Annotated in this window: 27 protein-coding genes, 1 other RNA gene and 1 pseudogene; 14 read left to right on the top strand and 15 right to left on the bottom strand. The window is 69.0% G+C overall.

Translation table 11 applies throughout. From position 1 onward, the window contains the following. Nucleotides 1–219: 219 nt before the first annotated feature. Nucleotides 220–420: a hypothetical protein gene (locus tag O7615_RS21325; protein WP_278179561.1), complete on the bottom strand. Its 201-nt coding sequence runs from the start codon at nucleotides 418–420 to the stop codon at nucleotides 220–222. 163 nt (nucleotides 421–583) lie between these two features. On the opposite strand from O7615_RS21325, the gene O7615_RS21320 reads away from it, so the two are divergent. Then, nucleotides 584–1,093, top strand: a complete 510-nt coding sequence (locus tag O7615_RS21320; protein WP_278179560.1) for an NUDIX domain-containing protein — start codon at nucleotides 584–586, stop codon at nucleotides 1,091–1,093. Continuing rightward, nucleotides 1,090–1,890 carry a nucleotidyltransferase domain-containing protein gene (locus O7615_RS21315; protein WP_278179559.1) on the top strand — a complete coding sequence of 267 codons (801 nt, stop codon included), beginning with the start codon at nucleotides 1,090–1,092 and terminating at the stop codon, nucleotides 1,888–1,890. The genes O7615_RS21320 and O7615_RS21315 overlap by 4 nt, the downstream gene beginning before the upstream one ends. Before the next feature lie 14 nt (nucleotides 1,891–1,904). On the opposite strand, the gene O7615_RS21310 is transcribed toward O7615_RS21315, so the two are convergent. Continuing rightward, entirely contained in the window at nucleotides 1,905–2,771 is an 867-nt protein-coding gene (locus tag O7615_RS21310) for an AraC family transcriptional regulator (protein ID WP_278179558.1), read from the bottom strand. 375 nt (nucleotides 2,772–3,146) lie between these two features. Between O7615_RS21310 and O7615_RS21305 the strand changes: the two genes are divergently transcribed. From O7615_RS21305 to O7615_RS21295, 3 genes are all read left to right on the top strand, one after another. Then, the gene (locus O7615_RS21305; protein WP_278179557.1) at nucleotides 3,147–3,518 is read left to right on the top strand and encodes a hypothetical protein; all 372 of its coding nucleotides are present in this window, start codon (nucleotides 3,147–3,149) and stop codon (nucleotides 3,516–3,518) included. Further along, on the top strand, nucleotides 3,515–3,985 hold the full coding sequence (locus O7615_RS21300; protein WP_278179556.1) for a roadblock/LC7 domain-containing protein: 471 nt from the start codon (nucleotides 3,515–3,517) through the stop codon (nucleotides 3,983–3,985). The genes O7615_RS21305 and O7615_RS21300 overlap by 4 nt, the downstream gene beginning before the upstream one ends. Before the next feature lie 284 nt (nucleotides 3,986–4,269). After that, a complete protein-coding gene (locus O7615_RS21295; protein WP_278179554.1) occupies nucleotides 4,270–5,007 on the top strand; it encodes a GntR family transcriptional regulator in 738 nt (245 codons plus the stop codon). On the opposite strand, the gene O7615_RS21290 is transcribed toward O7615_RS21295, so the two are convergent. The 4 genes and pseudogenes from O7615_RS21290 to O7615_RS21275 form a co-directional block, all read right to left on the bottom strand. Then, nucleotides 5,000–5,500, bottom strand: a complete 501-nt coding sequence (locus tag O7615_RS21290) for a helix-turn-helix domain-containing protein (protein WP_278179553.1) — start codon at nucleotides 5,498–5,500, stop codon at nucleotides 5,000–5,002. The genes O7615_RS21295 and O7615_RS21290 overlap by 8 nt on opposite strands. A gap of 376 nt (nucleotides 5,501–5,876) precedes the next feature. Continuing rightward, nucleotides 5,877–8,066: a tyrosine-type recombinase/integrase gene (locus O7615_RS21285; protein WP_278179552.1), complete on the bottom strand. Its 2,190-nt coding sequence runs from the start codon at nucleotides 8,064–8,066 to the stop codon at nucleotides 5,877–5,879. Next, nucleotides 8,066–8,245 (bottom strand): helix-turn-helix domain-containing protein, encoded by a 180-nt coding sequence (locus O7615_RS21280; RefSeq protein WP_155221921.1) that lies wholly within the window; start codon nucleotides 8,243–8,245, stop codon nucleotides 8,066–8,068. Before O7615_RS21280 ends, O7615_RS21285 begins: the two co-directional genes overlap by 1 nt. A gap of 24 nt (nucleotides 8,246–8,269) precedes the next feature. Next, nucleotides 8,270–8,635, bottom strand: a pseudogene (locus tag O7615_RS21275) (transcriptional regulator); the annotation flags it as partial. A gap of 185 nt (nucleotides 8,636–8,820) precedes the next feature. Here O7615_RS21275 and O7615_RS21270 point away from each other — a divergent pair. The 4 genes from O7615_RS21270 to O7615_RS21255 all read left to right on the top strand — a co-directional run bounded on the left by O7615_RS21270 (nucleotide 8,821) and on the right by O7615_RS21255 (nucleotide 13,895). Beyond that, a complete protein-coding gene (locus O7615_RS21270) occupies nucleotides 8,821–9,195 on the top strand; it encodes a hypothetical protein (RefSeq protein WP_278179551.1) in 375 nt (124 codons plus the stop codon). A 446-nt stretch (nucleotides 9,196–9,641) separates the two neighbouring features. Beyond that, nucleotides 9,642–10,043, top strand: coding sequence for a GntR family transcriptional regulator (locus O7615_RS21265; RefSeq protein ID WP_278179550.1), 402 nt, complete (start codon nucleotides 9,642–9,644; stop codon nucleotides 10,041–10,043). A gap of 444 nt (nucleotides 10,044–10,487) precedes the next feature. Continuing rightward, nucleotides 10,488–12,473: a hypothetical protein gene (locus O7615_RS21260; RefSeq protein WP_278179548.1), complete on the top strand. Its 1,986-nt coding sequence runs from the start codon at nucleotides 10,488–10,490 to the stop codon at nucleotides 12,471–12,473. A gap of 147 nt (nucleotides 12,474–12,620) precedes the next feature. Continuing rightward, nucleotides 12,621–13,895, top strand: coding sequence for an IS701 family transposase (locus O7615_RS21255; protein WP_278182177.1), 1,275 nt, complete (start codon nucleotides 12,621–12,623; stop codon nucleotides 13,893–13,895). A 590-nt stretch (nucleotides 13,896–14,485) separates the two neighbouring features. Here O7615_RS21255 and rnpB read toward each other — a convergent pair. Continuing rightward, an RNA gene (rnpB, locus tag O7615_RS21250) (RNase P RNA component class A) lies at nucleotides 14,486–14,902 on the bottom strand. A gap of 98 nt (nucleotides 14,903–15,000) precedes the next feature. Between rnpB and O7615_RS21245 the strand changes: the two genes are divergently transcribed. Beyond that, nucleotides 15,001–15,513, top strand: coding sequence for a DUF664 domain-containing protein (locus O7615_RS21245; protein ID WP_278179547.1), 513 nt, complete (start codon nucleotides 15,001–15,003; stop codon nucleotides 15,511–15,513). 53 nt (nucleotides 15,514–15,566) lie between these two features. Beyond that, nucleotides 15,567–16,328, top strand: a complete 762-nt coding sequence (locus O7615_RS21240) for a sulfite exporter TauE/SafE family protein (protein ID WP_278179546.1) — start codon at nucleotides 15,567–15,569, stop codon at nucleotides 16,326–16,328. A gap of 141 nt (nucleotides 16,329–16,469) precedes the next feature. On the opposite strand, the gene O7615_RS21235 is transcribed toward O7615_RS21240, so the two are convergent. Genes O7615_RS21235 through O7615_RS21215 form a run of 5 tightly spaced genes read right to left on the bottom strand, consistent with a single transcriptional unit; the run spans nucleotide 16,470 to nucleotide 21,203 of the window. Next, the gene (locus tag O7615_RS21235) at nucleotides 16,470–17,729 is read right to left on the bottom strand and encodes a bifunctional RNase H/acid phosphatase (RefSeq protein ID WP_278179544.1); all 1,260 of its coding nucleotides are present in this window, start codon (nucleotides 17,727–17,729) and stop codon (nucleotides 16,470–16,472) included. A gap of 3 nt (nucleotides 17,730–17,732) precedes the next feature. Then, a complete protein-coding gene (locus O7615_RS21230) occupies nucleotides 17,733–18,470 on the bottom strand; it encodes a C4-type zinc ribbon domain-containing protein (protein WP_278179542.1) in 738 nt (245 codons plus the stop codon). Further along, nucleotides 18,460–19,347: a Nif3-like dinuclear metal center hexameric protein gene (locus O7615_RS21225; RefSeq protein WP_278179541.1), complete on the bottom strand. Its 888-nt coding sequence runs from the start codon at nucleotides 19,345–19,347 to the stop codon at nucleotides 18,460–18,462. The genes O7615_RS21230 and O7615_RS21225 overlap by 11 nt, the downstream gene beginning before the upstream one ends. Nucleotides 19,348–19,387: 40 nt before the next feature. Beyond that, nucleotides 19,388–19,963 carry a flavoprotein gene (locus tag O7615_RS21220; protein ID WP_278179540.1) on the bottom strand — a complete coding sequence of 192 codons (576 nt, stop codon included), beginning with the start codon at nucleotides 19,961–19,963 and terminating at the stop codon, nucleotides 19,388–19,390. 13 nt (nucleotides 19,964–19,976) lie between these two features. Further along, nucleotides 19,977–21,203 (bottom strand): helix-turn-helix domain-containing protein, encoded by a 1,227-nt coding sequence (locus tag O7615_RS21215; protein ID WP_278179539.1) that lies wholly within the window; start codon nucleotides 21,201–21,203, stop codon nucleotides 19,977–19,979. Nucleotides 21,204–21,452: 249 nt separating this feature from the next. Here O7615_RS21215 and O7615_RS21210 point away from each other — a divergent pair, with 249 nt between their 5' ends. After that, a complete protein-coding gene (locus tag O7615_RS21210; RefSeq protein WP_278179538.1) occupies nucleotides 21,453–22,124 on the top strand; it encodes a bifunctional DNA primase/polymerase in 672 nt (223 codons plus the stop codon). A 73-nt stretch (nucleotides 22,125–22,197) separates the two neighbouring features. Further along, nucleotides 22,198–22,365 (top strand): hypothetical protein, encoded by a 168-nt coding sequence (locus O7615_RS21205; RefSeq protein WP_278179537.1) that lies wholly within the window; start codon nucleotides 22,198–22,200, stop codon nucleotides 22,363–22,365. A gap of 92 nt (nucleotides 22,366–22,457) precedes the next feature. Here O7615_RS21205 and O7615_RS21200 read toward each other — a convergent pair whose 3' ends face one another. Genes O7615_RS21200 through O7615_RS21190 form a run of 3 tightly spaced genes read right to left on the bottom strand, consistent with a single transcriptional unit; the run spans nucleotide 22,458 to nucleotide 25,201 of the window. Next, nucleotides 22,458–23,180, bottom strand: a complete 723-nt coding sequence (locus tag O7615_RS21200; protein WP_278182176.1) for an FAD:protein FMN transferase — start codon at nucleotides 23,178–23,180, stop codon at nucleotides 22,458–22,460. 47 nt (nucleotides 23,181–23,227) lie between these two features. Further along, the gene (locus O7615_RS21195; RefSeq protein ID WP_278179535.1) at nucleotides 23,228–23,770 is read right to left on the bottom strand and encodes an FMN-binding protein; all 543 of its coding nucleotides are present in this window, start codon (nucleotides 23,768–23,770) and stop codon (nucleotides 23,228–23,230) included. 12 nt (nucleotides 23,771–23,782) lie between these two features. Then, nucleotides 23,783–25,201, bottom strand: coding sequence for a ferric reductase-like transmembrane domain-containing protein (locus tag O7615_RS21190; protein WP_278179534.1), 1,419 nt, complete (start codon nucleotides 25,199–25,201; stop codon nucleotides 23,783–23,785). 361 nt (nucleotides 25,202–25,562) lie between these two features. Between O7615_RS21190 and O7615_RS21185 the strand changes: the two genes are divergently transcribed. Further along, nucleotides 25,563–25,820: a DUF3040 domain-containing protein gene (locus tag O7615_RS21185; RefSeq protein WP_278179532.1), complete on the top strand. Its 258-nt coding sequence runs from the start codon at nucleotides 25,563–25,565 to the stop codon at nucleotides 25,818–25,820. The last annotated feature ends 24 nt before the right edge of the window (nucleotides 25,821–25,844 follow it).

Raw genomic sequence — 25,844 nt, 5'->3', positions numbered from 1 at the left:
CTGCGGGCCGCCGGGGCGGTGCCGTTCGCGCGCCGGGTGGACGGGCTACGGGCGAGCCCCGCGGTGCGTTCCGTCGCGGCGGTCTTCCTCGCGGGCGTACGCTTCGCTGCCGGGCGGGTGGCCTGCTGTGCTTCGGCCATCTCGGTTCCCTCCTTGGGGACGTGCTGCCGCCCTCGCGGCGCACGCGGTGCTCTCGGCGCGAGCGGTGTCCCGCGCCGTCTACTTTTCCTCCCCGGCCCAGCGGGCGTCCTCGGCCTCCCACGCTTCGTTACGCTCCTGCACCTGTTGCAGGGCGTTCTCCGCATCGGTCGCTGAGGCGTACGGCCCGAGAACGTGCCGGGCCGGACACACGTCGGGATCGGTCTCGACCCGGTGGTGTCGCGTACACCAGTAGTAGCGCCCACGTCCGCTGTCGCTCATGGGATCACTGTGCACCGGGAAGCGACCGCCCGCCACCGGAACACCGCAAGTCACCAGGCTTTTCCACAGTAGACGTGCTGGCCGGCCGGCGGGTGTGAACTGCGAAATCCGCGCATACCGCCCGGGTGCCGGCCGATGATCGACGGCCGGCTAATCTCGCCGGGTGGGCATACCGGACTACATCCTGCGGATGCGCAAGCACGTCGGCCACGACCTGCTCTGGCTACCCAGCGTCAGCGCGGTGGTGCGCAACGACGCGGGCGAGCTGCTGCTCGGCCAGCGGGCCGACGACGGGCGGTGGTCGGTGGTGAGCGGCTTCGTCGAACCGGGCGAGCAGCCGGCCAGCGCGGTGGTGCGCGAGGTGTGGGAGGAGACCGGGCTGGAGGTCGAGCCGCTGCGGCTCAGCAGCGCGGTGTCGCACCCGCACACCTATCCCAACGGGGACCACTGCGAGTACCTCAACCTCGGCTTCCACTGCCGGCTGCTCGGTGGCGAGGCACGGGTCAACGACGACGAGTCGCTGGACGTCCGGTGGTTCGCGCCGGGCCGGCTGCCCGACCTGGACGAGCACGCCCGGCTGGTCATCCGGCACGCCCTCGGCACGGAGGCGGCGGCGTTCTTCCTGCCCGCCGGCACGCTGTGGGGCGAGCCGGGCGAACCCGAGCACGGATGAACCCGGATGAACCGCTGCGGCGATACCTGAGCGACCTGGTCGCGGTCGCCGGCGAGGTGCTCGGCGACGAGTTGTCCGGGGCGTACGTCGCCGGCTCGGTGGGATTGGGCGCGTACCAGCCGGGACGTAGCGACGTCGACGTGGCCCTGCTCTGCGCCGGCCCGCTGGACCGGGCGGTCGCCGGGGAACTGGTGGCACGACTGCGACACGAGGCACTGCCCTGCCCGGCCCGGGGCCTGGAGCTGGTCGTGTACCGGCGGGAGGTGGCGCGTTCCGGCACCCCGGAACCCGGCTTCGAGGTCGAGCTGAACACCGGCGTACGGATGGACTTCCGGGTCTCGTACGGCCCGGCCGACCGGCCGCCCACCGACGGCCTGTTCTGGTACGGCCTCGATCGCAGCATCCTGCACCAGAGCGGGCGGGCGCTGCTCGGCCCGCCCGCCGCCGACGTCTTCGCCGACCTGGCCCCGGCGGACCTGCGCCGGTTGATCGGGGACGCGCTGCGCTGGTGGCTGGACCGGCCGATCCCGCCCGGCGACGTACCGGCGCCCGGCGCGGAGGACGCCGTCCTCGGCGCCTGCCGCGCGTGGGTACGCGTACACCATGGGGTGTGGTTGCCGAAGGTGGGCGCCGGCCGGCGGCTGCTGACCGAGGCCGGGCCGCTGGTCGACGCCGCCACCACGGAGCTGGTCGAGCGGTCGATCGCCGCCCGCGACGGCGGTCCGCCGCCCCACGGCCCGCCGGCCCGCGCCTTCCAGCGGCGGGTGCTCGCCGGCCTCACCGACGGCCCGGCCTGACCCGCTCCCCCGGCTTACCCGCCCACCGGTTCCACCGGGATCCACAGCTCGGCGTCCGCGTGCCCGCCGTCGGCCGAGACGCGGGTACGTGAGATCTCCGGTCCGGGCCGGGAACGGTACGGGTTGGCCGGGAACCACTGGGTGAAGACGTCCCGCCACAGGTACTGCACCGCCTCCGGGAACGCCCCGGAGGTCTCGAAGACCGCCCACGTTCCCGCCGGCACCGGCAGCGCGTCCAGGTCCGCCGGCACCTCGGCGCCGGTCACCACGCCGTACCAGTAGTCCAGCTCGGTGCCCTCCGCGCGGTTGCCGGCCAGACCGTCGCTGACGTTGACGATCCCCGCCGGCTCCTGGTCCGACAGCGCCTCGATCCGCTCCCGGACCGCCGGCGCGATGCCCTGGACGAACTCCACGATGGCCGGGTTCATGCCCTCGTGCACCAGCGGCACCCGGGCCCTGCGGCCGACGAGCGAGAACGACTCCTTGCGCACGATGCGGTATCGCATGCTGCTACTCCCTTCCACGGTGAGTCGGAAGGACATCCGGGGTTGGGCACGCAACGCGGCACCGGTACGCCGGGCCTCGCCGGGACCGACCCCGTGCATCGCCCGGAACGCCCGGGCGAACGCCTCGGCCGAGCCGTACCCCCAGCGGACCGCGATGTCGAGCAGCGTCCGCTCCCCCGCGACCACGTCCGCCCCCGCCATGGTGAGCCGCCGGCGACGCACGTACTCGGACAGCGGGATGCCGGCCAGCGCGGAGAACATCCGCCGGAAGTGGTACTCCGACGTGACCGCGATCCGCGCCAACTCGGCCGCCTCGATCGGCCGGTCGAGATGTGCCTCGATGTGCTCCATGGCCTGGTTGAGCCGCTCCAGCACCCGGATCTCCCTCCCTTTCCGCCGCCCACGCTAGGCCCGCGCCGGCACCCCCGACCCGACATGCTGTGCCCGCTCGGATCAGCCCGGATCCGACCCGGTCGGCGCCGGTGACCGCGACGGTCGCCTCAGGATGCCCGCGGTCACCGGAGCTGCCCGGGTAGCAGACGCAGGCGTTTCTCAGGCATCCGCCGCTGCGACGATCTCGGTCGCCCGGTGGTCATCCGGCCTGGCCCGCTCAGCCCCTTCGCGCCTGCCCGAGGTGCGGATGGGACGCAACGTGTGCAACTCTCATCCAAGATTCTTCGCCGGGGCGACGGGGGGCTCCGGGAAGCCGCGCTGGCGTGCGTAGCTGCGCCAGTCGACCCTGGAGGCGATGTGGCCAACCTCGACACCGCACTGAAGGATGCCATGACGATCGACGGCGCCATCGGCGCCGCGCTCGTCGACTACACCAGCGGGATGACCCTCGGCGTCGCCGGCGGCACCCCGGAGATCGACCTCACCGTCGCCGCCGCCGGCAACACCGACGTGGTACGCGCCAAGATGCGCACCATCGAGATGCTGAAGCTGGACGACGACATCGAGGACATGCTCATCACCCTCGGCGGTCAGTACCACATCATCCGACCGCTCACCGGCGCCAACGGCAAGGGGCTGTTCCTCTACCTGATGCTCAGCAAGAGCCGGTCCAACCTGGCCCTGGCCCGGCACCAACTGCGCACCATCGAGGAGCAGCTGGAACTGTGAGCACCGGCGACGCCTCCCTGCCCCGCCGCACCGGGCAACGACCCGACCTCCCGCCGCCGGCCACGCTGCCGCCGTCGCTGGCCGGCAACCCGTCGCTGCCGTACCCGGCGATCGGGACCGAACTGGCCGAGCTGCGCCTACAGATCCCCGGGGTGCAGGGCAGTGTCCTCGGCGGGGTGGACGGCCTGCGGATCACCCACGACGTGCCGGACGAGCTGGACCCGGACGACCTGGCCGCGATGGCGGCGGCAACCTTCGGCCTGGGCCGGCAGGTCAGCCTCCGTCTCGGCCAGGGCGAGTTCCGCCAGTCCACCGTCCGCAACCAGTCCGGCTACTTCGCCGTGTACGCCGTCGGCGCGCAAGCCCTGCTCTCCGTGGTCGGCGCCGACGCGATCAACGTGGCCCGCCTGCACCTGCACGCCCCACCGGTAGCCGACCGCCTCGCCAAACTCCTCACCCACCCCTGACCGACCGCCGCAGCCCGTCGCCTTCCGTTTTATGGTCGTCGGGACGACGGCTTGGTGCCGGCCGGGTCCGCGCCGGCCTGGGCTGGCCATCTTGCCGGTCGTAGCGGGTTGCGGGCTGAACGGCGTCGATCGGTTCGGCTGGCCTCTGGAACCATCGCCATCGCGTCACGGGTTGCCTCCCGAAGTCGTAGGGGCAACCGGCACGACGCACCTACCTCCGGAAGATCGGCGGTACGGTGACGGACGTGCCTACCCCGCACGCGGAGCCACCCCGGTATCGGTTGGTGGCAGACGAACTGCGCCGCCGGATCATGTCCGGCGCGACCCCACCTGGAGCGTTGCTGCCCAGCGAATCAACCTTGATGGCCGAGTTCTCGGTAGCGCGTGGGACGGTCAGGGAAGCTTTGGCCGTGCTGCGCGCCGAGGGCCTGGTGGCCACGGAGATGGGACGCGGGACGTACGCGCGTCCCGTGGTACCCGTACGTCGCCTGGGCTCCGACCGCTACCGCAAGGAACTTGACCAGGTCCGCTCTGGTGAACTGGTCACGTCCTTCACGGCAGACCAACAGATCGCCTGGTCGGCGTACACCCTCGACAAGAAGTTCCGTGAGACGCCAGCGAACGAGACGATAGCCGAACTCTTCGGCGTCGAGCCGGGCACGATGCTGCTGGAGCGCCGTTTCGTCTTCCGCGCACACGGCACGCCACAGCAGATGTCGACCTCATATCTCCTGCTGGAGATGGTGGCTGGCACTCCGGTTGCCGATCCCGCCAACGAACCTTGGCCTGGCGGCAACACCTCCCAGCTCTACAGCCTGGGCCACACGATCATCTCAGTGCGGGAACAGGTCCGAGCAAGGATGCCCAGAGCCGATGAGGTCGACGCCTTGAAGATTCCCGGCGGCGTGCCGGTCCTCGTCCTCACCCGACAGACGTACGCCGACGAGCGAGTGCTTGAGGTTGCCGACATCACGATTCCCGCCGACCGAGTCAGCCTGGACTACCAAATCGACCTCAGGTGAGGTGAGCCTCCCATCCGCTGCGTTTGAAGGACTCAAGAACCTTCCGACGCTGTGGCTGCGAGAGCACGCCAGCGAAAGGCGAGTTCTGCCGCAACTCGACAGCCTCCGGATCTTCTGATGTCAACGCCCGGAGGACGGACCCAACCCCTTCGTTGATCTTGTCCTGCCAGCGCCTCAACCAGACCTCGGCCATGGACCCCCGGTGCTTCCTGAGTAGCCGATCAAGATTCTCCTGGGCCTTGCCCAGCACCCTGTCCGGATCGGCGACCAAGCCGCCGGCCACTGCTTGGTGCAGCCACAGCGACTTGAGCTGATCACGAGTCAACGCCTGTTTGGGTCGCAACAGCGCCTCGACGTGCTCCCGCCTGACCTTGCGGTGCGCACCGACCCGCACGAACGACAACTCCCCACGTTCACACAGGTTGACCACCTGCTGGCGCGACGACCCCAGCAGATTAGCCGCCTGGCCAGTGGTCAGGAGTTCCCCACTCATACTCGCCATACTCGCCATACTCGCCAACATGCGCCGTAAACGCTAAAAACGCAAACTTGGCGACTATGCCTGCGCTGCTCAAGCCGCATCATCCAACAGACGAAGAGACCGCCAACCAGCCGCCGCAGACGAAATCACCTGGTCGCCCAGCAGAGTTCCCCCGGGCCGCCTCTGGGCCGGTTAGGCGATCGGTGAACCGTCAACGCCGGCCAACGTTGACCATGGACGGCCCGAGCAGGACCATCTCAGAGCTTTGATCACGGCTCGAACTGGTGGGCGACGGACGAGTCGACCTGTACGCCGGATTATGAACGTGATTCGCGCCCCGAGCAGGCATCTAGTCTGACTGACACCCGCTCAGGGCGTCGCCAGGGCGTCAAGCGTTGAGCAGGTCTTCACCCGCCAGGCCTCTCAACTCCACCCGCTTCTTGGCCACGTTGTAAGCCCACGCGTAGGTCGAGACCTTGCGATCGACACCGAAGTGCTTACCGGTCGCCTGCTCCAGCACGACATAGAAATCATCGAGCACCCTGCTCCACGCCAGCCCTTCAAAGTCGCTCTCCACCCAGCCGTAAAGATCAATCAGCTCACGCTTTACCTGGTCGAAAAAGGTGCCTGGCGCGCGATCTGGTTCAGGCCCCGGATCAGGAATCAACGCAGGGGCCGCCTTGTGCATCAACGCAAGGCGCTTCCGTCTTTCCTTCTGGCAGGCATAGTCAATCCAGCGCCAGAATGCTTCCGCGTCGACAACATCAGGCGCCCGCCTATGGTGCCCCTCACAAAGGGGCGCGAAGTTCCGAACGTCGTTCGAACCACCCAGGGAATCCGGCACTGCGTGGGCACGATGGACCGGCGTTGACCAGCAGATGATACAGGCCACCTCCTTGACCCCGAGGTAGTCGGCAATCGCGGGCAGGGACGGCCTTGAACGGCGAGCGTCTTGTTTTACGCCCCTGACTCGCTTCGCCAGATTGAGCAGCTCATCCGGGCGCTCATCAGGATCAGCAACCGCAACAACATCAGGAACATCGTCTCGCTGCCCTCTGGGGTTCCTATATGCCCCGAGAGGAGTGGACGCCTCAGAAAGGTAGGGCATCAGAAAGGTGAACAGGAAATTCCCCATGATCTCGTGCGCATCCCGGTCATAGCCATTTGCATCGTTTCGATGACCCTGGACATCCAAATACAGGCACCTCTTCTTGCCTGGATGCGTCCGAGCAGCAAATGCAATGGTTTCCACCAAGCGTTGCGCGCAGCGCTCAAAGTCTTCTTCTACGCGCATATCGTGATAGATGGCAACACCCGCTCCCCCGCGCTTCCGCGGAGCCTTCTTCTTCTGCCGAGACATGGCCGGACGATATACGACGGATCCGACATCAGATAGGCAGACCAAGATCAATGTTCTTGGCGACCGACAGGGGGCGAGAAGAGACGGTCGATCATATTCCGGGTGCGTTCCTCGCTGGCTGGCATCAGGTGCGTGTAGACCCGGAGCGTGAAGCCGGGGTCGGCGTGGCCGAGGTAGGACGCCAGGGCCTTGATGCTCTCCCCCCGCGTCGAGCAGCAACGAGGCGTAGAAGTGGCGTAGTGCATGCATCCCGGTGGAGCGGGTCGGCGTGATGCCGGCCGCCACGACAGCGGGTCGCCAACTCTTGTTGTCGAAGGTGCGCCGGTTGATCGCACCCCGCCGGGTGGTGGTGAACAGCAGCGGAACCGTTACCCGCTCGTCGGTGGCCGGGTCTTCCCACGGCAGGGTGAGCGGCACCGGGGCGAAGTCGTCGACATGCTGCCGTAGCACCTGGGCGACGGAGTCGGGCAACGGTATCCGGCGGACCAGCTTGACCTGACGGCAGACGTGCACCCAGCCGCCGTCGAAGTCGATGTCGTCGACCCCGAGGCCGAGGATTTCCCCCTGCCGCAGACCGCAGCCGGCCCCCAGGTCGACCATAGGGCGGTATCCCTGCGCGAGGCCAGCGCGGATTGCCGAAACCTGTTCGTACCGCCAGGGCACTACCCGGCGCTGCACCGGGCGCGGAGGCTTGACCGACTTTGCCGAACACGGATTCTTGGCGATCCGCTCGTCATCGACGGCCGCGCCGAGGATGGTCCGCAGGTGGGCGAAGACAACGGCCCGAGTCGCAGGAGCCAGCTTGCCGACCATGTTCGCGTCCCACGCCCGGATATGACCTGGCTTGATCTCGGCCAGCTTCTTGGAGCCGAAGAACGGCAGCAGGTGCTTGCGTACCCGAAACTCCGTGCTCTCCCGGGTCGACTCGTCGAACGAGCGCGTCCGTAGCCAAGTCTCGGCGTACTCCGCGAAGGTCATCCGACCCGCGACCGGATCGACGTACGAGCCGCGCAGCTTGTCCGACTCGGTCGAGACGAGAAACGCCTCAGCCTCACGCTTGGCCCGGTCCGGGAACGACTTCTTGCGTTCCTTGCCATCCGGGCCGATGTAGCGCACCCGGTAGCGCAAACCCTTGCCGAACAGTTCCGTCTTGACCCGCTCCCGCTGCCCGCCCGGGTGACGCAGTGTCTTGTACCAGCGATCCTCGACGTGTCCCATCAGGCCGCCGCCTGCTCGCGTACCCAGGATCGGACCGCTTCCGGTTCGTACCGGAGGTGACGGCCAACCCGTGCCGCAGGCGGACCGTACTTGACCTTGCGCCAGCGGTACAGCGTCTCGGTCGGTACCCGCAGGTACGCCGCCACGTCCCGGATCGTCCAGAGCCCATCGTTCGTCACCGTCACTTCTTGCCCGCCGACCACCGGAGCCCGCAGCCCGGTCGCCCGCAGCGAATGCGCCATCCGACCGTTGTTCGCCACGTACGGCGTCACCGTCATCCCGTCGAACTCCACCGCCTCGAACGGCGCACCCGACGGCGGCACCGGCTGGTAGTCAGCCGAGATCTTCACCGTCGTCTCCCGCGACCGCTTCCCCAGCTCAGGGTCAAGGTCCATCACCCGGACCTGGCACACCCGCTGACCAGTCAGCTTGTCCTTGGCTGGGCTACGCCGGCCGGTCTTCTCGTCGTAGTCCTCGACCTCACCCAACGACTCGGGCACCAACGCGCACCCCGCCGGGAACACGTCCTCGAACCGCACGGCGAACCTCATACCGCCACGCAGAGCCATCACTCACCCTCCAACTTGTTGACGGCAATCCCCGGCAGAGCGCGGCGGGCGGGCGGCGAGAATGCGAACACGCCGACTGGACGACGGAGGCGGGTTGCCACAGGAGCGGACGACCCCGCCACGCCAGTTGACCATGCCTTATCAGGACGATAAAATTATCGAAACGATAAGATCGGGAGGGTCTGATGACCACCACCACCAAGCTGGAGGCGCTCGGTCTCCTCCGGGATGCCACCGCCGCCATCGGCAACGCCACGCTCACCCAGGCCCGCGCCGTTGCTCAGGCGCGCCAGCTCGGCGCCACCTGGGACGAGATCGGCGAGTGCGTACACATGGCCGGCCCGAACGCCTACCGCGCCTTCAAGCCTTACCTCAAGGAACGGAACGACACGCTTGTCATCCAGCCCATCGTGGACGGCAAGCCCTGCCCGGACTGCGGCCGGCGGGTCACCGGCTCCACCGCAGAGAGCACCGAGGCCATGCTCCCCGGCGGCGAGATCCTCGCGGAAACCATCTTCGTTGCATACCCCTGCGGTCACCGCCGCGGTTACGACTTCTGACCATCCTGACGCCGAATGCGAGTCAGCCCGATCCGGGTCGGCGCTGCGGGTCGGATTACGCGCCGACCGGGCGGAATCGAGGAAGCGTCGGCGTACCCATGGGATGCCGGGGCATGAGGCTACGCCGCAGGAGTGACCGGCAACCCGTTCGGGAGCATTGAGGCCAGGGCTACGGCGCTGGCCTCAGTGATCTTCATACGGCCTTCGTACTCGATAGGTTCGCGGTGGGCGGCTTGGCTGGTGACTTGGCCGGGCCACTTGCGGTAGAGCAGGCCGTGTTCCCGGGTGAAGTAGCACGACCAGGCCGACGCAGCACCACCCCTGATACACGCCGTCATACCAGCCGCACACTCGGAGACGTACCTACAAGTGGACGACTTGTCTACACGCCAAAACGAGGCTTCAGGTTGGCACTTGGTAAGACAAGTGCCAGGTACGGTGACCAGATGCCCACCCCGCGCTACGGACAGCCGCGCTACCGGGTCATCGCCGATGAACTACGGAAGCGCATCGAGAGCGGCGCTATCCCATCCGGCGCCCTGCTGCCGACCGAAAGCGCCATCGCCGCCGAATTCCATGTAGCCCGCGGCACGATCCGCAAGGCGATAGCTGCCCTGCGGGAGGAGGGCCAGGTCGCCACCGAACAAGGCAGGGGTACATACGTGGCCCAGCACAGGCAGACGCCGTCAGAAGTCCGCCAGCGAGAGATACCAGCAGATGTACGCCTAGCGGCACTTTTCCAGGTCGAGGTCGGAACTCTCCTGATCGAGCAAGAGAAGGTCATTCGACAGGTAGACCGGGTCGGAGAGGTCGCCCTGATCTATCACGTGGACCTGGCCAGCACATGAATGCGTGGCAATTTCGTTAAGTTCCGACCCGAGTAAATCAACCAGAGCACCGCTCGACCCGTCGCACCGACCACGCGTCAATGCTGCCTTGACCTTGGCGCACATGCACCAGCAACGGGCTCGCAACAGGCGGTTGGTTGACCACGGTGGCAGGCTCGGTGGGCGTCTGCCTAACTCTGGCTGTAGGGTTTACGCAGGCACTCCGCCAAGCACTCCATCACCTCCGATCCGGCCTGGCCATACGTAAAGGCTGCGACCGTCCTACTCACCGCTCCACACCTACTTGAAGTAGGACTACTTGCACCACTCCGCCGAACTGTCAGATAATTGACTGACATCATGACGTCGAGCTGTATCCTTCGACACCCACATGACCAAACAATCCCAATTCAACAAATCCCACTTAATTGGGTCAAACTCGTCATCGATCGCGAGAGGAACTAGATGACAAGCCCGCGGCTCGATGAAGCATTCAACTCTATGCTTCGAACCGACTACATTGCTCTGAACGATACCGAGAAACTAAACCTCCTTGCTGATTATTACGTTGACTATTGGGGTTACATCAACCAAATGGTTGCGCCGGTAGACCAACTAGTGGTCGGCCGACGCGGCACAGGAAAGACGACCCTCCTCTACCGCGCACTCGTCGAATGCATGAGGTCTTGGGGCAACCAAGCTGGGAGCTCCGCGCAGAGCAGAACACTCGGCATCTACCTTGATCTGGTTAAGTGCCAATCACTCAATTCCTTCAGCACCGTCGACTACGAACACTTCGAACATGCTTTTATATCGGAGCCATGTGACGCAATCCGGGAGGAGCTTGTTCGCTCATGGCCAGACCTTGCTCGCGAAAGGACACTAATTGATCGCGTGTTCAAGTCGAGGGAGAGCAGAAGGCTAGCCGCGACCAACAATGAACTACAGCGTCTTGCCGAAATAATCAAGACGGGATTGCCTCGATTCGTAGATCGGTCGGGATCCCAGGAAATCCGCAACCGAAACTCGCAAAGCACGGCCGACAAGGCCAGCGTATCGGCCGGCTTGAAGATGCCAGCCGCCGAACTCAAGGTCGATTTTTCCGATGAACACACGGAAAGTCGCGAAACAGAGGTGACCCGCTCCGAGAATATGAGTTACCGGCTTACGGTGGCGGATTTTCTGCGCGTTGTAGGAGATCTGCGAAAAGCCGCAGAGATACCTTACCTTATTATATTCGTAGACGAGTTTTCTTCTTTAGACGACACCCTCCAAGGCAGATTCACTACACTGCTCAAAAAGATACTAGGAAACCATTCTGGCGTATACATTAAGCTATGCGGAATCACAGACCACTACAGACTAGGCTCATCAATAATCCTTCAACGAGACCTCTTTGAGCTCTCACTTGATCTAGACTCGTTTGTGGAAAGAAGCGGATCACTTAAATCCGCAATGGACCACCTAATCGGCCTCACGAAAAATATTGTGGAACAGCGCCTAAAGGTTTACGGTATCGAAAACCCCGGCAGCCTCTTCGACGAGGCAAGCAGCGCCTACGAAAACCTTTCGATGTCTGCGATGGGGGTTCCAAGAACACTAGGGATCGTACTCAAACAGGCGTGGAGCCGAGCCCAATCAACATCTGCACATGCAAGGTCACGGATCAGGCGAGCGGATGTCGACTACGGCATTAGATACGCCTCGCGCGCCTACTATAACCAGATGGCCGGGTCAGCTCGCGATAATATCGCCATACCCGAACACGTGCTTGAGCTTTGGGATTCGCTACTCGAACGGGCGGGCCAGGAGCGGAAAAAGTCAAGAACGAATTCCGTCAGTTCAAGCCATTTTATGGTTCAGCCTCGCTACGAGGAGCGATTGAAGTACCTGAATATGTTCTTCCTTGTGCACCTCCTGGAACAAGGTCGCACAACCAAAAAGGAAGGCATAAACAGAAGCCTGTACTGCTTCGACTACGGAACCGCCCTCGAAAATCACTTCGGATGGAGCACAGACAAGAACACTATCCGACAGCAAAGGTTTGCATACGACGACACGTTGTCGGCGTTTGATAAATACTACAAGCGAAGTGAGGACGAAGAGTTCCGCTGCCCGAGGTGTCGCACCACCTTCAAGAGAAGCCAATTAATCGTCGCCGGACATCAATTAAGCTTTTGCCCAGTAGATCGGGTCGACCTCGAACCAATTAATGCGCCAAACATCGGCCACAATTTCACAGAAGAGGAGATAAAGATAATCGGCGCCATTCGTTCAGCAAGAGAGGAGGACAACCTGTACGCGCGACAGGTTGCTGACGATGTCGGATGCTACGTACAGAAAGTTGCGAAGTTCGGCGCGAAGCTTGAAAGCCAAGGGATCATTTCACGGAAAGTGGCACCAGCCGACAGTCGGAAGATTTACTTCTCCCATGGCGGCGACAACGCCTAGTACGGCAGCCGCCGTTTGAGATGTCGCTGGTGGGGCCTGGTAGGCGAGGTGCGGCCACCGCGTGATCGTCTGTCTGCTGTGGACATAACTTCAGATCTGGCGGTGGCCGCGTGCCACAGCGTAAACCCTGCCCGGTGGCGGCAGGTTCTGGCCGGGGTGTGTGATGCGTTCGCGGGACGGTTCGGGCGGGTCGAGCCGCGGCGCACGGCTACGGCGTTCGTGAGTGGGCTGCTGGCCGACATTGAGGTCAAGACGTGCTGGCAGTTGGCGGAGCGGGCCGGGCATGCCCGGCCGGACGCGATGCAGAGGTTGTTGTATCGGGCGGTGTGGGACGCCGACGCTGTCCGCGACGATCTGCGCGACGTGGTCGTGGCCCGGTTCGGTGACTCGGACGGCGTGCTGGTTGTCGACGAGACCGGGGACCTGAAGAAGGGCACGCATTCGGTCGGGGTGCAACGCCAGTACACCGGCACTGCCGGCAGGATCGAGAACGCGCAGGTAGGGGTGTTCTGCGGCTATGCCAGCCGGCATGGGCACACGCTGATCGACCGCCGGGTCTACCTGCCGGTGTCGTGGACCGATGACCGGGACAGATGCCAGGCCGCTGGGGTTCCCGACGAGGTTGCCTTCGCCACGAAGTCCGAGCTGGCCGCCGACATGATCACCGCTGCGGTCGACGCCGGCGTTCCCGTCGGGTGGGCGGCTGCGGACGAGGCCTACGGCAACAGCAGCGTCTTCCGCACTCACCTGCGCGAACACCGCCTGGGCTATGTCCTGGCCGTGTCCCGCAGCCACCTGGTCCCTCTCGACGGTGGCAAGACCCGGGTGCGGGCTGATCGGGTCGCCGTCGACCTACCGGCCTCGGCGTGGCAGCGCCGCAGCGCAGGCGCCGGATCCAAGGGCCCGCGTTTCTACGACTGGGCCTGGCTCAACGACGTCTGCACCGATGCCGACCCCGACGACGGCGGCCACCACAGCCTCCTGATCCGCCGCAACACCACCACCGGCGAGCTGGCCTTCTACCGCTGCTGGACCCCGCAACAAGCCACCCTTGCCCGACTCGTGCGGGTCGCGGGCATCCGCTGGACGGTCGAGGAAAGCTTCCAGGCCGCCAAGGGCCAGGTCGGCCTCGACCAGCACCAGGTCCGCCGCTGGGACTCCTGGCACCGCTTCACCACCCTCGCCCTGGCCGCCCTCGCCGTCCTGGCGATCTGCGCCGCCGACGCCGACGACGACTCCACCGACACAGGGCTGATCAAGCTGACCGTCAACGAGACCCGCCGACTGATCAACACCCTCGTACTCCGCCCGATCCGCGACCTCACCCACCGTCTGCGCTGGTCAGACTGGCGCCGCCGCCATCAAGCCCGAGCCCGCCAAGCCCACTACACCCGACGCCTCAACCTCGAACACCAGCCATAGTCCCGAACGGCGGCTGCCGTACTAGCTGTCAACGCTCAGCCATCAACCTCTATCCCTCAAGCTCTGGCCTCCACGCTACGAGGGGAAGGGCACGCAGCTTCGCCCAGCTTCATTGCCGATTTGCTCTGTCTTGGATCAAGGCACCGCGCTCCGCGCGGTGCGGGGCGGCAAGCCCGGCCGGTGGCTCACCGCCCCCAGGACGTCAGGAGCCAGGCCCAGCGAGGCCGTGACGGAAGCCGGCGAGTCGGCCTGGTCGCGTGGTTAGGGCTTCCGGCTGCCGCGCCAGTCCAACCCCGGGACTGGCTTGCCACCGTGTCACGGGCTCTCGGCACCAGATCCACCGCCAGGACGTGGCCGACCACTTTCCCACCGTCGCCCGCCTTCGACGAGGACCAGGCCGCCACCGAGCCCACCACCCGCCGCAGCAGACGAGATCCACTCAACGCCGAGTCAGGCGTTTCCTGGGCCGTCTTCTGGGCCGTCACCGGGCCGTCAACTGCCACCCAACGATGACCAAGGTCAACCAATAGCACCAGACAAAAGGCCAGGCCAGCTCAGAGCCTTGATCCAAGCTCTGAGCTGGTGGGCGACGGACGAGTCGACCTGTACGCCGGATTCTGTGCGCGGCGCGTACCCCGGAGGGCTTTGCGCCGGCGGCGGTCATCCATCTCGGCCTGCCGTTGCCGGCGGGCTCGTGCGGCCTACCCGCAGACATCGGGCGGGCCGCCCTCAAGCGTCTGCGCGGGTCGTCAGCTTGCGGTGACGGCCCTCTCTTGGCCTTGCTCCGGGTGGGGTTTACCGAGCCACCCCGGTCACCCGGGGTGCTGGTGGGCTCTTACCCCACCGTTTCACCCTTACCGTCCCCGATGGGGTCGGCGGTCTGTTTTCTGTGGCACTGTCCCGCGGGTCGCCCCGGGTTGCCGTTAGCAACCACCCTGCCCTGTGGAGTCCGGACGTTCCTCGGCGGCGGGCGCGCGGCCCGCCGACGCGACCGCCCGGTCGACTCGTCCGTCGCGTACCCATCCTAACGACACCGGGTCGGCGTCTATTGCCGCGCCCGCCGGGGCTGCGACGGTACGCGGGCGGGCAGGCAGATAATGGCCGCGTGACGCTGCCGCCGTTCCCCGAACCCACGGTGCCGGCCTCCGGGCGGGCCGAGGTGTTCCTGCGCTACCTCGAGTATCTCCGGGAGAGCGTGCTGGCGAAGGTGTCCGCGTTGGCCGAGGAGGAGCAGCGGCGCAGCCGGTTGCCGTCCGGCTGGACCCCGCTGGAGCTGCTCAAGCACCTGCGTTACGTGGAGCTGCGCTGGATCGAGTGGGGGTTCCAGGGGCGCGAGGTCGCCGACCCGTGGGGTGATTGGCGCGGGGAGCGATGGTACGTCGCGCCGGAGGAGAGCCTTGCGGAGCTGGTGACCGCGCTGCGGGCGCAGGGCGCGCACACCGGCGCGGTGGTGCAGGGCGCGGACCTCGCCGCGCGTGGCGCGCCCGGGCCGCGCTGGGAGGGCGCGGAACCGGCGTCGCTGGAACGGGTGCTGTTCCACCTTCTCCAGGAGTACGCCCGGCATCTCGGGCAGCTGGACATCGTGGTGGAGCTGGCCGGCGGGCCGGTCGGGGAGTAAGCGCAGCCAGGGGGCGTGCGGCGGCCGGCGCCGGGGGGACTAGCCTGCGGTTCATGGATCTTGCCGACGCGGCGTTGCTACTCCTCGCCGGTCTCGTCGCCGGCACGGTCAACGCGGTGGCCGGGGGCGGATCGCTGATCACGTTTCCGGCCCTGCTGGCGGTCGGGTTGCCGCCGGTGCCGGCGAACGTGACGAACTCGCTGTCGGTCTTCCCGGGGTACGGCGCGGCCGTGGCGGGCAGTTGGATGGATCTGCCCCGGAGGCGGCTGGTGGCCACGCTGGTGCCCACCGCGGTCGTCGGCGCGCTGGCCGGTGCGGCGCTGCTCCTGGTCACCCCGGCGCGGGCGTTCGAGGTGGTCGTACCCTTCCTGGTGCTCGGGGCGACCGCGGTGCTGGCGTTCCAGGATCCGCTGCGCCGGCTGGTCGGGCATCCGCGCGACCTGGCGCCGCGCCGCGGGGCCGTCACGATCCAGGCCGTGGTGGGGCTGACCTCGGTGTACGGCGGTTACTTCGGCGCCGCCGCCGGGGTGATGCTGGTCGCCGGGTTGGCGCTGGTGATGGACGCGACGCTGGCCCAGGTCAGCGCGGTCAAGAATCTGCTGTCCGCGGTGATCGGCCTGACCACGGTCGCCGTCTTCGCGCTCGCCGGCCCGGTGAACTGGGCCGGGGTCGCGCTGGTCGCCCCGGCCACGCTGGTCGGCGGTTACGCCGGCGCCCGCCTGGTCCGCCGCCTGCCGCCGCTGGTGCTGAAGACCGTCATCGTGCTCTTCGGCACCACCGTCGGCCTCTACCTCCTCCACCGCGCCCTAACCTAACCCCCACCCCTCGCCCGCACCCCGCCCTTCAGCCCGCGCCGATCTTGCACTCTGTGTCGCCGCAGATGCGGTCAAAAGGCTCGAATGGGCGACCACAACTGCAAGATCGCGGAAGCGAGGGGTGAGGGCGTGGGTGAGGTGTTAGAGGTGGGCGGTGTCGTTGATGGTGCGGACGGCGATGCCGCCGTCGGGCCAGCGGTCCAGCAGTGAGATGCCGGCGGCGTCGAGGTAGAGGCGGTGCAGGAAGGCGTCGGTGGCGGCGAGCGCGTCGCGCAGCATCAGCTTGATCGGCGAGACGTGCGAGACCACCACGACGGTCTGGCCGGGGTACGCCTCGACCAGCCGCTCGCCCACCCGGGCGCACCGCTGTGCCACCTCGGCGAACGACTCGCCGTCGGGCGGGGCGACCCGGGCGGAGGCGAGCCAGGCGTCGAGTTCTCCCGCCCAGCCCTCCCGTACCTCGGCGAAGGTGCGCCCCTCCCACGCTCCGAAGTCGCACTCGATCAGCTCGTCGTCGCGACGCACCGGGACGCCGCCGACGGCGGCGGCGATCGCCTCGGCGGTCGCCGTACAGCGGGACAGCGGTGAGCTGACCACGGCCGCGACGTCCGGGGCGAGCGCGGCCACCCGGGTGGCCGTGGCCCGCACCTGGGCCCGGCCCCTGGCGCTGAGCGGGATGTCGCCGCGGCCGGAGTAGCGGCCCTGCTCGGTGTACTCGGTCTCGCCGTGCCGGACCAGGATCAGCCGGGTGGCGGTGAAGCTGGGCCGGGGCTCCCAGGAGACCGGCGCGGCGCTCAGGTCGGCACCGGGTGACCCGGGCCGGGCGGCGGTCTGGTCGGCACCGGACGAGCCGGCCCGGGCGGCGACCTCGGCCGCACCACCGCCGGCCGGCCCAGCCGCACCGCCGCCGGCCGGCTCCGGGCCGCCGAGCCGGCGGGGCGGCTCGACCACGCGGGGCGGCTCGACGGTGGGCAGGGCGACGTTCGACACGGCGGCGGCGTCCATGGCGGCGTTGGCCAGGGCGTCGGCGTGGGTGTTGCGCTCCCGGGGGATCCAGCTGAACCGGACGGCGGCGAACCGGCTGACCAGTTGGGCGGCCTCGGCGGCCAGCGGGCGCAGGCCCGGGTGCTTGATCTGCCAGCGGCCGCACATCTGCTCGACCACCAGCTTGGAGTCCATCCGGACCTCGACCTCGCCCGCGCCCAGCTCGGCGGCAGCGGCCAGGCCGGCGATCAGTCCCCGGTATTCCGCGACGTTGTTGGTGGCGGTGCCGATCGCCTCGCTCCGCTCGGCCAGCACCTCACCGGTCGTCAGGTCGCGGATCACCGCGCCGTACCCGGCCGGCCCGGGGTTGCCCCGCGAGCCACCGTCGGCCTCGACGAGGACCGCGCGCGGCGCCACCGGCTACAGCCCGGACTCGTTGGTGCGGACCATGATCCGACGGCACTCCTCGCAGCGGACCACCTCGTCGGGGTCGGCCTTGCGGATCCGGGCCAGGTCGGCGCCGGAGAGTTCCAGCCGGCACCCGCCGCAGCGGCCGGCGGCCAGCAGCGCCGCGCCGAGCCCGGTGTCGGTGCGGATCCGGTCGTAGAGCTGCACCAGGTCGCCGGGAAGGTCGTTGGCGAGCGGCTGCCGGGCGGAGCGCTTGAACTCCTCCTCCCGGCCGATCTCGGCGAGGCTGTCGTCGCGCCGCCGCTCGGTGGCGTCCCGCCGCTCGCGCGCCTCGGCCAGCCGCTGTTCCACCCCCTCCAGCACCGACTGGGCGGTCTCCCGCTGCTCCATCAGCTCCAGCTCGGCGTCCTCCAGGTCGCTCTGCCGGCGGTTGAGGGAGGCCAGTTCGTGTTGCAGCGCCTCCAACTCGCGGGCCGGGCCGGTGCCGGCCGCGAGCCGGTTCTCGTCCCTGGTCTTGCGCGCCCGGACCTGGTCCACGTCCTTCTCCAACCGGGCGATGTCCCGGTCCAGGTCGTCGACGGCGACCTGGGCACGGACCCGCTCGTCCTCCAGGGCGGACAGCTCCCGCGCGAGGGCCTCCAACTCGGCCCGCTCGGGCAGCGCCCGCCGCCGGTGGGCGAGCTGGGCGAGGGCGGTGTCGATCGCCTGGAGGTCGAGCAGGCGGCGCTGGACCTGGGGGTCAGCCTTCACGGTCGGGCTCCTTGTCGTCCGCTGCGGGGCGGCCCGCTGCGGGAGAGGCGGCGTGTACGGTCCACGGGTCGGTGTCCAGATCGGACACCAGGGTCTCGACGCCCGGCGCGGCCCGCAGCACCGCGGCGAGGTCGTCCAACCACGGTCGTTCGGTGGCCCAGTGGGTCGCGTCGAGCAGGGCCGGCCCGCCGGTGGCGAGGTGCTCGCCGGCCGGGTGGTGGCGCAGGTCCGAGGTGAGGTAGGCGTCCACCCCGGCGGCGGTCGCATCGGCCAGGAAACCGTCCCCCGCGCCACCGCAGACCGCCAGGATACGCACCGTCCGGTTCGGGTCGCCGGCGGCGCGTACCCCGACGGCGGTGGCCGGCAGCACGGCGGCGGCCCGCCGGGTCAGCTCGGCCAGGGTCATCGGCTGGGGCAGCCGCCCGATGCGGCCGGCTCCCCGGCCCTCGCCGGCGGCGGGGGTGCCCGGCCGGGCCGGTTGCAGCGGGCGCAGGTCGACCAACCCGAGCCGGGCGGCGAGGGCGTCGGAGACACCGGGAACGGCGACATCGGCGTTGGTGTGCGCGACGTACAGCGCGATGTCGACCTTGATCAACTGGTGGACGATCCGGCCCTTGTACGTGGTCGGCGCCACCGAGGAGACACCGCGCAGCAGCAGCGGATGATGGGCGATGATCATGTCGACGCCGGCGTCGAGCGCCTCCGCGACCGTCTCGGGGACCACGTCGACGACGCAGAGGATCCGGCGTACAGGGGCGCCCGGCTCGCCGAGCACCAGCCCGACGCGGTCCCACTCCTCGGCCCACGCCGGTGGGTAGTGCCGCTCCACCTCGGCCACCACGTCGGCGACGGTCGGCACGGCTGCGGTTGTGCTCACGACGGGCCAGCTTACCGGCGTCGGCGGCCGTGGTGGGACGTCACCCGGTGGTGCGGCAGAGGTGGTCGCGGACGGCGGTGAGCGGGAGCGCCCAGGGGAAGCTGTGCTGGTGCTGCTCTCCCGTGCCGGGTGGGTGCAGCGGGACGACGTCGTCACCGAAGAGCACGCTCACCCCCCACTCGGCGAGCTTGACGACGCCGGCCCGGAAGGCGGGGTGGGCGGCCATCGCCGAGTTGGTGTACGGCACGGCCACCAGCGGTATGCCCCGGCCCTGTGCCTCGACCAGCAACCCGAGGGCCAGGGTGTCCGCGATGCCGGCCACCCACTTGTTGACCGTGTTGACGGTGGCCGGGCAGACGATCATCGCGTCGGCCGTCGGCAGCACGTCCGGGTCGCCCGGGTTCTTGTAGTGCGTACGCACCGGATGGCCGGTCTGGCGGGCCAGGGCGGTGCGGTCGACGAACTTGGCACCGTCGGGCGTGGTGATCACGCAGACGTCCCAGCCGTCCTGCTGGGCCAGCTCGACGAGCCGGCCCACGTCTCGGGCCAGCGGTGAGCCGCAGGCGATGATGTAGAGCACCTCGCGATGCCCGGCGTGGCGGTGCGCACCGGTCATGCCGGCCCCGGGGTCATACTCCCACTCCCATGTGCTCAGCCAACTCCGCGATCGGAGAAGGCGGCGCACCACGTGTGCGACGCAGGATGTCCGACATCACCTCGTGGGCGATCGGTCGGCACCGGATCTCGGAGGGGGCCAGCCGGTCACCGCGCAGCAGCATCTCGCCGGCGTTGGCCAGGTCGCCGATCTGGGCGAAGGCCCGGGCCTGGTCGAGCAGGTGGTGCGCCCGGCGTTCCGGCAGCATCGAGTCGAACGGGGAGTTCTCGATCCGCTGCCGGTGCACCTCGACCGCCCGGCCACCGTCGCCCAGCTCGACGGCGGCCGCCGCGCAGTGCAGCTCCACGTTGGTGGGACCGAACGAGGTCCAGTAGTGGTTCTGATCGCTGCCGAGGACGGCCGCCGCCGCCCGGGCGCCGTCGAGCAGGTCCTCCACGGTGGCGGTGTCGCCGGTGCGGGCGGCGGCCATCGCGCCCTGGAGCAGCAGCATCCCGTAGACCGAGAGGCGCTCCGGGCTGTCGCCGCTGCCCTCCGGGGCGAGCCGGTTGGCGATCCGGACGTTCAGCTCCAGCGCGGACCGGGGCCGGCCCATCGCGACCAGGGCGTTGGAGACCCGGGTGGTGGCGGTGCCGGCGAGCAACTGGTCGTCGGCGCGCTGGGCGACCGCGATGGAACGGTCCGCGGCGAGCCACGCGAGGTTGCACTCCCCGAGCTTGCGCAGCACCGAGGAGGCGATCTGGTAAACCTGCGCGAGCAGGTGGGCGGCGCGCGGCGCCTGGTCACCGCCGTACACGGCGTCGGCCGCCTGGGCGTCGCGCAGCAGCTTCGGCAGCGCCCGGGTCAGCATCCCGTAGCGGCCGTACTGGTACGTCAACCAGGCGTGGGTGACCGCCTTGCTCATGTCGGTCAGCGGCGGCGGGTAGGGCGCCGCGTCGAAGTACGCGCTGATCGAGTCGTACCGCTCCAGGGCCGCCCGGATCTCCTCGACCTCGAACTGGTCGATGCAGTTCAGCGCGTCCGTACGCCGCTCCGGATCCTTGCCGAGCAGCAGTTGCACGTCCATCTCGAGGATGTCGGCGATCTCGTAGAGCACGGAGAACTTGTCCAGCCGCCGGACGCCCCGTTCGATCTTGTCGACCCAGCTCTTCGACTTGCCCAACCGATCGGCGAAGACCTGCTGCGACATCTTCCGCCGACCGCGCCAGTAGGCCACCCGTCGCCCTATGGGTAGTTCGTCCATCTCCCCAGTCCTCCCCTTGCTGGAGCCCTGGCCAGGAGCCGGGGGCCGATCCGTGGGCGCGGCGATCCGTCCGTATCCCAGGTTTCCGCTGGTCGCACAGGAGGTGCGTCAGCCGTCCGGTCGATCCTCGTACTTTTCGTGCAAGTTGCATCAGCCACTTTGTCAGATCAACGAAGGTGGACTACGGCAGTGACGGTTCTCGACGTACGAGCTGGCACCGGCCAGGCCCGGCGAGGGGAGATGGCACCAATGTGGGGGAATGTCGGACCGCGGGTGGCACGGCTGTCGCCGCTGGAACGGGTACGGCTGCGCCGCGTCGCGGTGCGGTACGCCATGCACGGCTGGGCGGTGACCCCCGGTGCCTGCCTGGCGCGCAGCCGCTTCGTCTGTGGCCGGGCCGGCTGCCCGACGGTCGGCTGCCATCCGGCACTGGAGGACTGGGAGCACGCGGCCAGCGCCGACCCGGCCCGGGTGGCGACCTGGTGGCGGTCCCGGCCACACGGCGTACTGCTGCCCACCGGCCGCTCCTTCGACGTGCTGGAGGTCCCCGCCCACCTGGGCCGGTCGGTCCTGGACGCGGTGCGCGCCCACCCGGCCGGTCCCGGCGTACGCGGGCCGGTGCTGGTCACGCCGACCGGGCGGTGGATGTTCCTGGTCCGCCCGGGTGACCCGCTGCGACCTGAACTGGAGCACTGTCTGCACGTCGTGCGGCACGGCCCCGGATCGTGGATCGCGGCGCCGCCCACCCCGCTGCCCGAGGGGCAGGTCCGCTGGGCGGTGGCGCCGGAGCAGGCCCGCTGGCAGCTGCCGGACTCCTACCTCGTGCAGAACACCCTGGTCGACGCGCTGCGCGCGACCGGGGTCGCGCTGACCCCGACGCTGGTCCCCGGCCACCTGCCGCTGCCCCGCCAGGGCCGCTGACCGGCAGCGACCCGGGATGGCGGGCGCTCGTTGAGTCCTACGACGGCGCACCCGCGCCGGGAGCGGGGATCCGATGTCCACCGACGACACCAGGCACCATCCGGGCGGCGCCGAGCCACCCCGGCAGCACCGACCCGGCCGCCGATGGGCGGCCACCCGGCCGCCGGGCGCCCGGCCCGGTCGGCCCCGGCCGCCCGGCTCCCGCCCGGCCACCACCCACCGGCCGGCCCGCTGGACCTGACCCAGGTCCGGGCAGAGGCCCTGACCCAGGTGCTGACCCAGGCCCGGGCGCACGACCGGCGGCCGATCCGGAGGCGTCGGGTGCGGCATGGCTCACCCGGCCAACGGCAGGTCGGTGGAGTGCAGGCAGCACCCGTCGTCGGTGACCACCGCGTGCCGGTGCGCGGGCAGCCGGTCCAACCAGCCGATGCCGGCCACGCCCATGGCCAGGGCCGCGGTGGCGTACGCGTCGGCCAGCCCGAGGTCGTGTCCGACCACGGTCACCGACCGCAGCCCCCGAGCCGGCGCGCCCCGCCGAGGGTCGCGGATGTGGTGGCCTCGCTCGTAGACGCCCGAGGTGGCCACCGCCAGGTCCGTTCCGGTCAGCACGAGACAGGTCGCCGACGGGTTCCACGGATGCCGCACGCCGATCCGCCACGGCAGTCCCGTCGACGAGCGGCCGGACACCCGCACGTCGCCCCCGGCGTTCAGGCAGTGGTTCACCGCGCCGGCGGCGCGCAGTCGGTCCGAGGCCACCTGGGCCGCCCAGCCCTTGACGTACCCGGACGGGTCGAGCCCGCCGGTGGCGTACGCGTCGAAGAAGCCGTCGGTGACGCCCCACAGGTCGGCGCAGCGTTCCAGCACCCGGCGCAGGTCCGCCGACGCCTCGGACAGCAGCAACTCGCCCCGGTCGAAGCGGCACACCTCGCTGTCCATCCGGTACGTGCTGAACCGCGCGTCCACCTCGCGTAGCCAGGCGAACGCCTCGTCGGCCAGCTCGTCCAGCTCGGCGACGGGCCGGTCGTCGGCGATGTCCAGGCTGATCGGGGTGCCCATGACGTGTTCGACGCGGCGCATCCCGGGCCGGGCCACGGCGGACACCCTCACCGGGATTGGTCGATCGCTGCCTGCAACGACCCCCGGTAGGACTCGCTCGTCGCGGTCGCCCCCGAGACGGTGTCCAGATCGGCGCTCTGCCGCTCCACCACCATCCCCGCCGCGCCGCTGTACCGGCTGTCGACCTGGTCGCTGCGCTGGTCGGACTGGGCCGTCTTGCGCGGCAGGTCCACCGCCACCGCGTTGACGATCCGGTTGCCGGCCAGCGTGATCCGCACCTGGACGCTGCCGAACTCGTTGGAAACCGCCGGCCCGGTCACCGTGCGGGTGGTGGCGCGCGGGGCGGCCGAGGTACTGCGCCCGGCCGACGGGGTCTTCCTGGCGCTCGCACTGGGGGACGACTTCGGCGACGCGCTGGCGTCCGGCTCACCACTGACCGGGGCGTCGTCGTCGTCCGGCTCACCGGAGGCGGGCGCCACCGGCCCGGACACCTCCTGGGCGGTCTGGCTGGTGCCCGGGGCCGCCTTGAGCACCACCAGGGCGGTGGTGCTGGCGGCCAGGCCGGTGATCGCGAGGAGCGCGCGGCGCATGCGGAGGACCTCTCAGAGCTCGAAGGTGGCGAGGTGGATCTGCCGGCGGGGCACGCCGGCCCGGCGGAGCATCCCGCGACACTGCTCGATCAGGCCGGGCGGGCCACACAGGTAGACGTCCCGGCGGGCCACGTCCGGCACCAGCCGGCGCAGCCCGTCCGGGGTCATCACCTGCCGGGGACCGGGGTCGTGGCGGGAGCCGATGACGTACCAGACCTGCACACCGCGCGCCCGGGCGAGCCAGTCCAGCTCCTCGTGCAGCAGCACCTCGTCGGGGGTGCGGGCGCGGTAGATCAGCGCCGCTCCCGGCGGAAGCTCCTCCAGCATCGCCCGCAGCGGGGTGATGCCGCTGCCACCGGCGATCAGCAGCGCCCGCTCACGGGTGCGGTGGGCGGCGGTGAAGGTGCCCGACGGCCCCACCGCCCAGACCCGGGTGTCGAGGTCGAGGTCGCGCAGGTCGCGGGTGTGCTGGCCGACCACCTTCACGGTCAGCCGCAGCCAGCGGTCGTTGGCCGCCGCGGAAACCGAGAACGGGTGCGACTGCCACCAGCAGCCCCGGGTCAGGAACCGCCAGCGGAAGAACTGCCCGCCGAGCATCTCCAGCCGGTCCAGTCGCCGGCCGGTCAGGTAGATGGAGACGGTGTCCCGGTTCTCCGCGACCACATCGGCCACCCGCAGCCGGTGCCGCAGGTTGAACATCGTCGGGGCGAGCACCCTGCCCCAGAGCAGCGCGGTGATCACCAGCACGTACAGGGCGATCCATCCGGTACGCACCGGGCCGGGCCGGAACAGCTGGCTGCCGTTGCTGAACTGGTGGGCGTAGCCGAGCAGCAGCACGGCGTACGCCGCCATGTGGGTGGCGTGCCACAGCTCGTAGGGCAGCACCCGGCGTACCGCCCGCACGCTGGCCAGCCCGACCAGCACCAGCAGACCGGCGGCGGCGAACGCGGAGGCCATGTCCTGGTAGTCGCGCAGCATCACATTGGCCTGACCGAGCAGCGAGCGGCCCTCCAGGTTGGCGTAGCCGACCAGGATCAGGGCCGTGTGCGCGAGGACCGCGACCAGCAGGGTGGCGCCGACGTCCCGGTGCCAGCGGGCGATCCGCTCGCCGCCGGCCCAGCGCTCCAGCACCGGCAGGCGGCTCATCATCAGCACCTGCACCAGCAGCAGGTAGCCGGCGAGCAGGCCGGTGATCTGACCGGCCGCGGTGGTCATCGCGGTGCCCCCGGTCAGCGAGCCGGCGGGGGTGTCCAGCCACCACGGCAGCACACTGGCGACGAGGCCACCCAGGAACAGCACGGTCAGCAGCCGCCGCCCGGCCGCGCCGCGGCGCGGCACCACCGGCAGCGGCGGGGGTACGGGCGACCGACCGCCACCCCGATACGGGGATCCGGACCGGGACTGGGAGTACGGGCGGGGGTACGTCGTCACGCGTACGGCCTCATCTTCCCGTTTCCTACCGAGCGCCTGAAGGGGGTTTGCCCCGGGAACGTAGCCAGCAACGCCTGCCCGGACAAGGCAGCCGAACGGCCCAGGGCGGGAGCACTTAAGGCAGAACGCCCCGCGGAGGGTTACCGGTCAGCCGGGTACGCACCTCCCGAGCAGGGCTTTCGGGGCACCCCCAGGTGCCGCAGGCGCCAATCCCACCTCCGCCGCCCCGCCTCGCCGCACAGGCAAACTTAAGGCCGGGATAAGGCAGCGTCCGACCAAAGTAGCAGCAGAAACAGCGCGTGAGCCGTCACCACAGCGGGTACTCCGCTGCACCGTTGCTGAACGCGTGAGGGGAAGGCACATGCTCAGCAAAGAGGATCAGCGTAGATTCGAGCAGATCACCCGGAACCTGCGGGAAAGCGACCCGGCGTTCTTTGCCCGGCTCGACAATCGGGCCCGGGGCCGGCGCGGCCGATGGCTACTGCTGTTGACCATCGTGCTCTGGGCGGCACTGCCGGCAACCACCGTGCTCGCCGGGCGACTGGCCGGGGCGATCTTCGCGGTGGTGCTGCTGACCAACGCGGCGCTCATGTGGCGGTTCCGGCAGCGCTGGCTGTGACCGCCCCCGGGTGGGAGGGCAGGG

The sequence above is a fragment of the Micromonospora sp. WMMD1082 genome, from assembly GCF_029626175.1.
In the GTDB taxonomy this organism is placed as follows: domain Bacteria; phylum Actinomycetota; class Actinomycetes; order Mycobacteriales; family Micromonosporaceae; genus Micromonospora.
The sequence above is the reverse complement of the archived record's forward strand: the minus strand, read 5'-3'. Positions and strand labels throughout refer to the sequence as shown.

Bases quoted from the DNA above. Each gene is read 5' to 3' on its own strand.
- O7615_RS21325 (WP_278179561.1), bottom strand. From the start codon at position 420: ATGAGCGACAGCGGACGTGGGCGCTACTACTGGTGTACGCGACACCAC.
- O7615_RS21315 (WP_278179559.1), top strand. From the start codon at position 1,090: ATGAACCCGGATGAACCGCTGCGGCGATACCTGAGCGACCTGGTCGCG.
- O7615_RS21290 (WP_278179553.1), bottom strand. From the start codon at position 5,500: ATGAGTGGGGAACTCCTGACCACTGGCCAGGCGGCTAATCTGCTGGGG.
- O7615_RS21285 (WP_278179552.1), bottom strand. From the start codon at position 8,066: ATGGGACACGTCGAGGATCGCTGGTACAAGACACTGCGTCACCCGGGC.
- O7615_RS21270 (WP_278179551.1), top strand. From the start codon at position 8,821: ATGACCACCACCACCAAGCTGGAGGCGCTCGGTCTCCTCCGGGATGCC.
- O7615_RS21265 (WP_278179550.1), top strand. From the start codon at position 9,642: ATGCCCACCCCGCGCTACGGACAGCCGCGCTACCGGGTCATCGCCGAT.
- O7615_RS21260 (WP_278179548.1), top strand. From the start codon at position 10,488: ATGACAAGCCCGCGGCTCGATGAAGCATTCAACTCTATGCTTCGAACC.
- O7615_RS21240 (WP_278179546.1), top strand. From the start codon at position 15,567: ATGGATCTTGCCGACGCGGCGTTGCTACTCCTCGCCGGTCTCGTCGCC.
- O7615_RS21220 (WP_278179540.1), bottom strand. From the start codon at position 19,963: ATGACCGGTGCGCACCGCCACGCCGGGCATCGCGAGGTGCTCTACATC.
- O7615_RS21215 (WP_278179539.1), bottom strand. From the start codon at position 21,203: ATGGACGAACTACCCATAGGGCGACGGGTGGCCTACTGGCGCGGTCGG.
- O7615_RS21210 (WP_278179538.1), top strand. From the start codon at position 21,453: ATGTGGGGGAATGTCGGACCGCGGGTGGCACGGCTGTCGCCGCTGGAA.
- O7615_RS21205 (WP_278179537.1), top strand. From the start codon at position 22,198: ATGTCCACCGACGACACCAGGCACCATCCGGGCGGCGCCGAGCCACCC.
- O7615_RS21200 (WP_278182176.1), bottom strand. From the start codon at position 23,180: ATGGGCACCCCGATCAGCCTGGACATCGCCGACGACCGGCCCGTCGCC.
- O7615_RS21195 (WP_278179535.1), bottom strand. From the start codon at position 23,770: ATGCGCCGCGCGCTCCTCGCGATCACCGGCCTGGCCGCCAGCACCACC.
- O7615_RS21185 (WP_278179532.1), top strand. From the start codon at position 25,563: ATGCTCAGCAAAGAGGATCAGCGTAGATTCGAGCAGATCACCCGGAAC.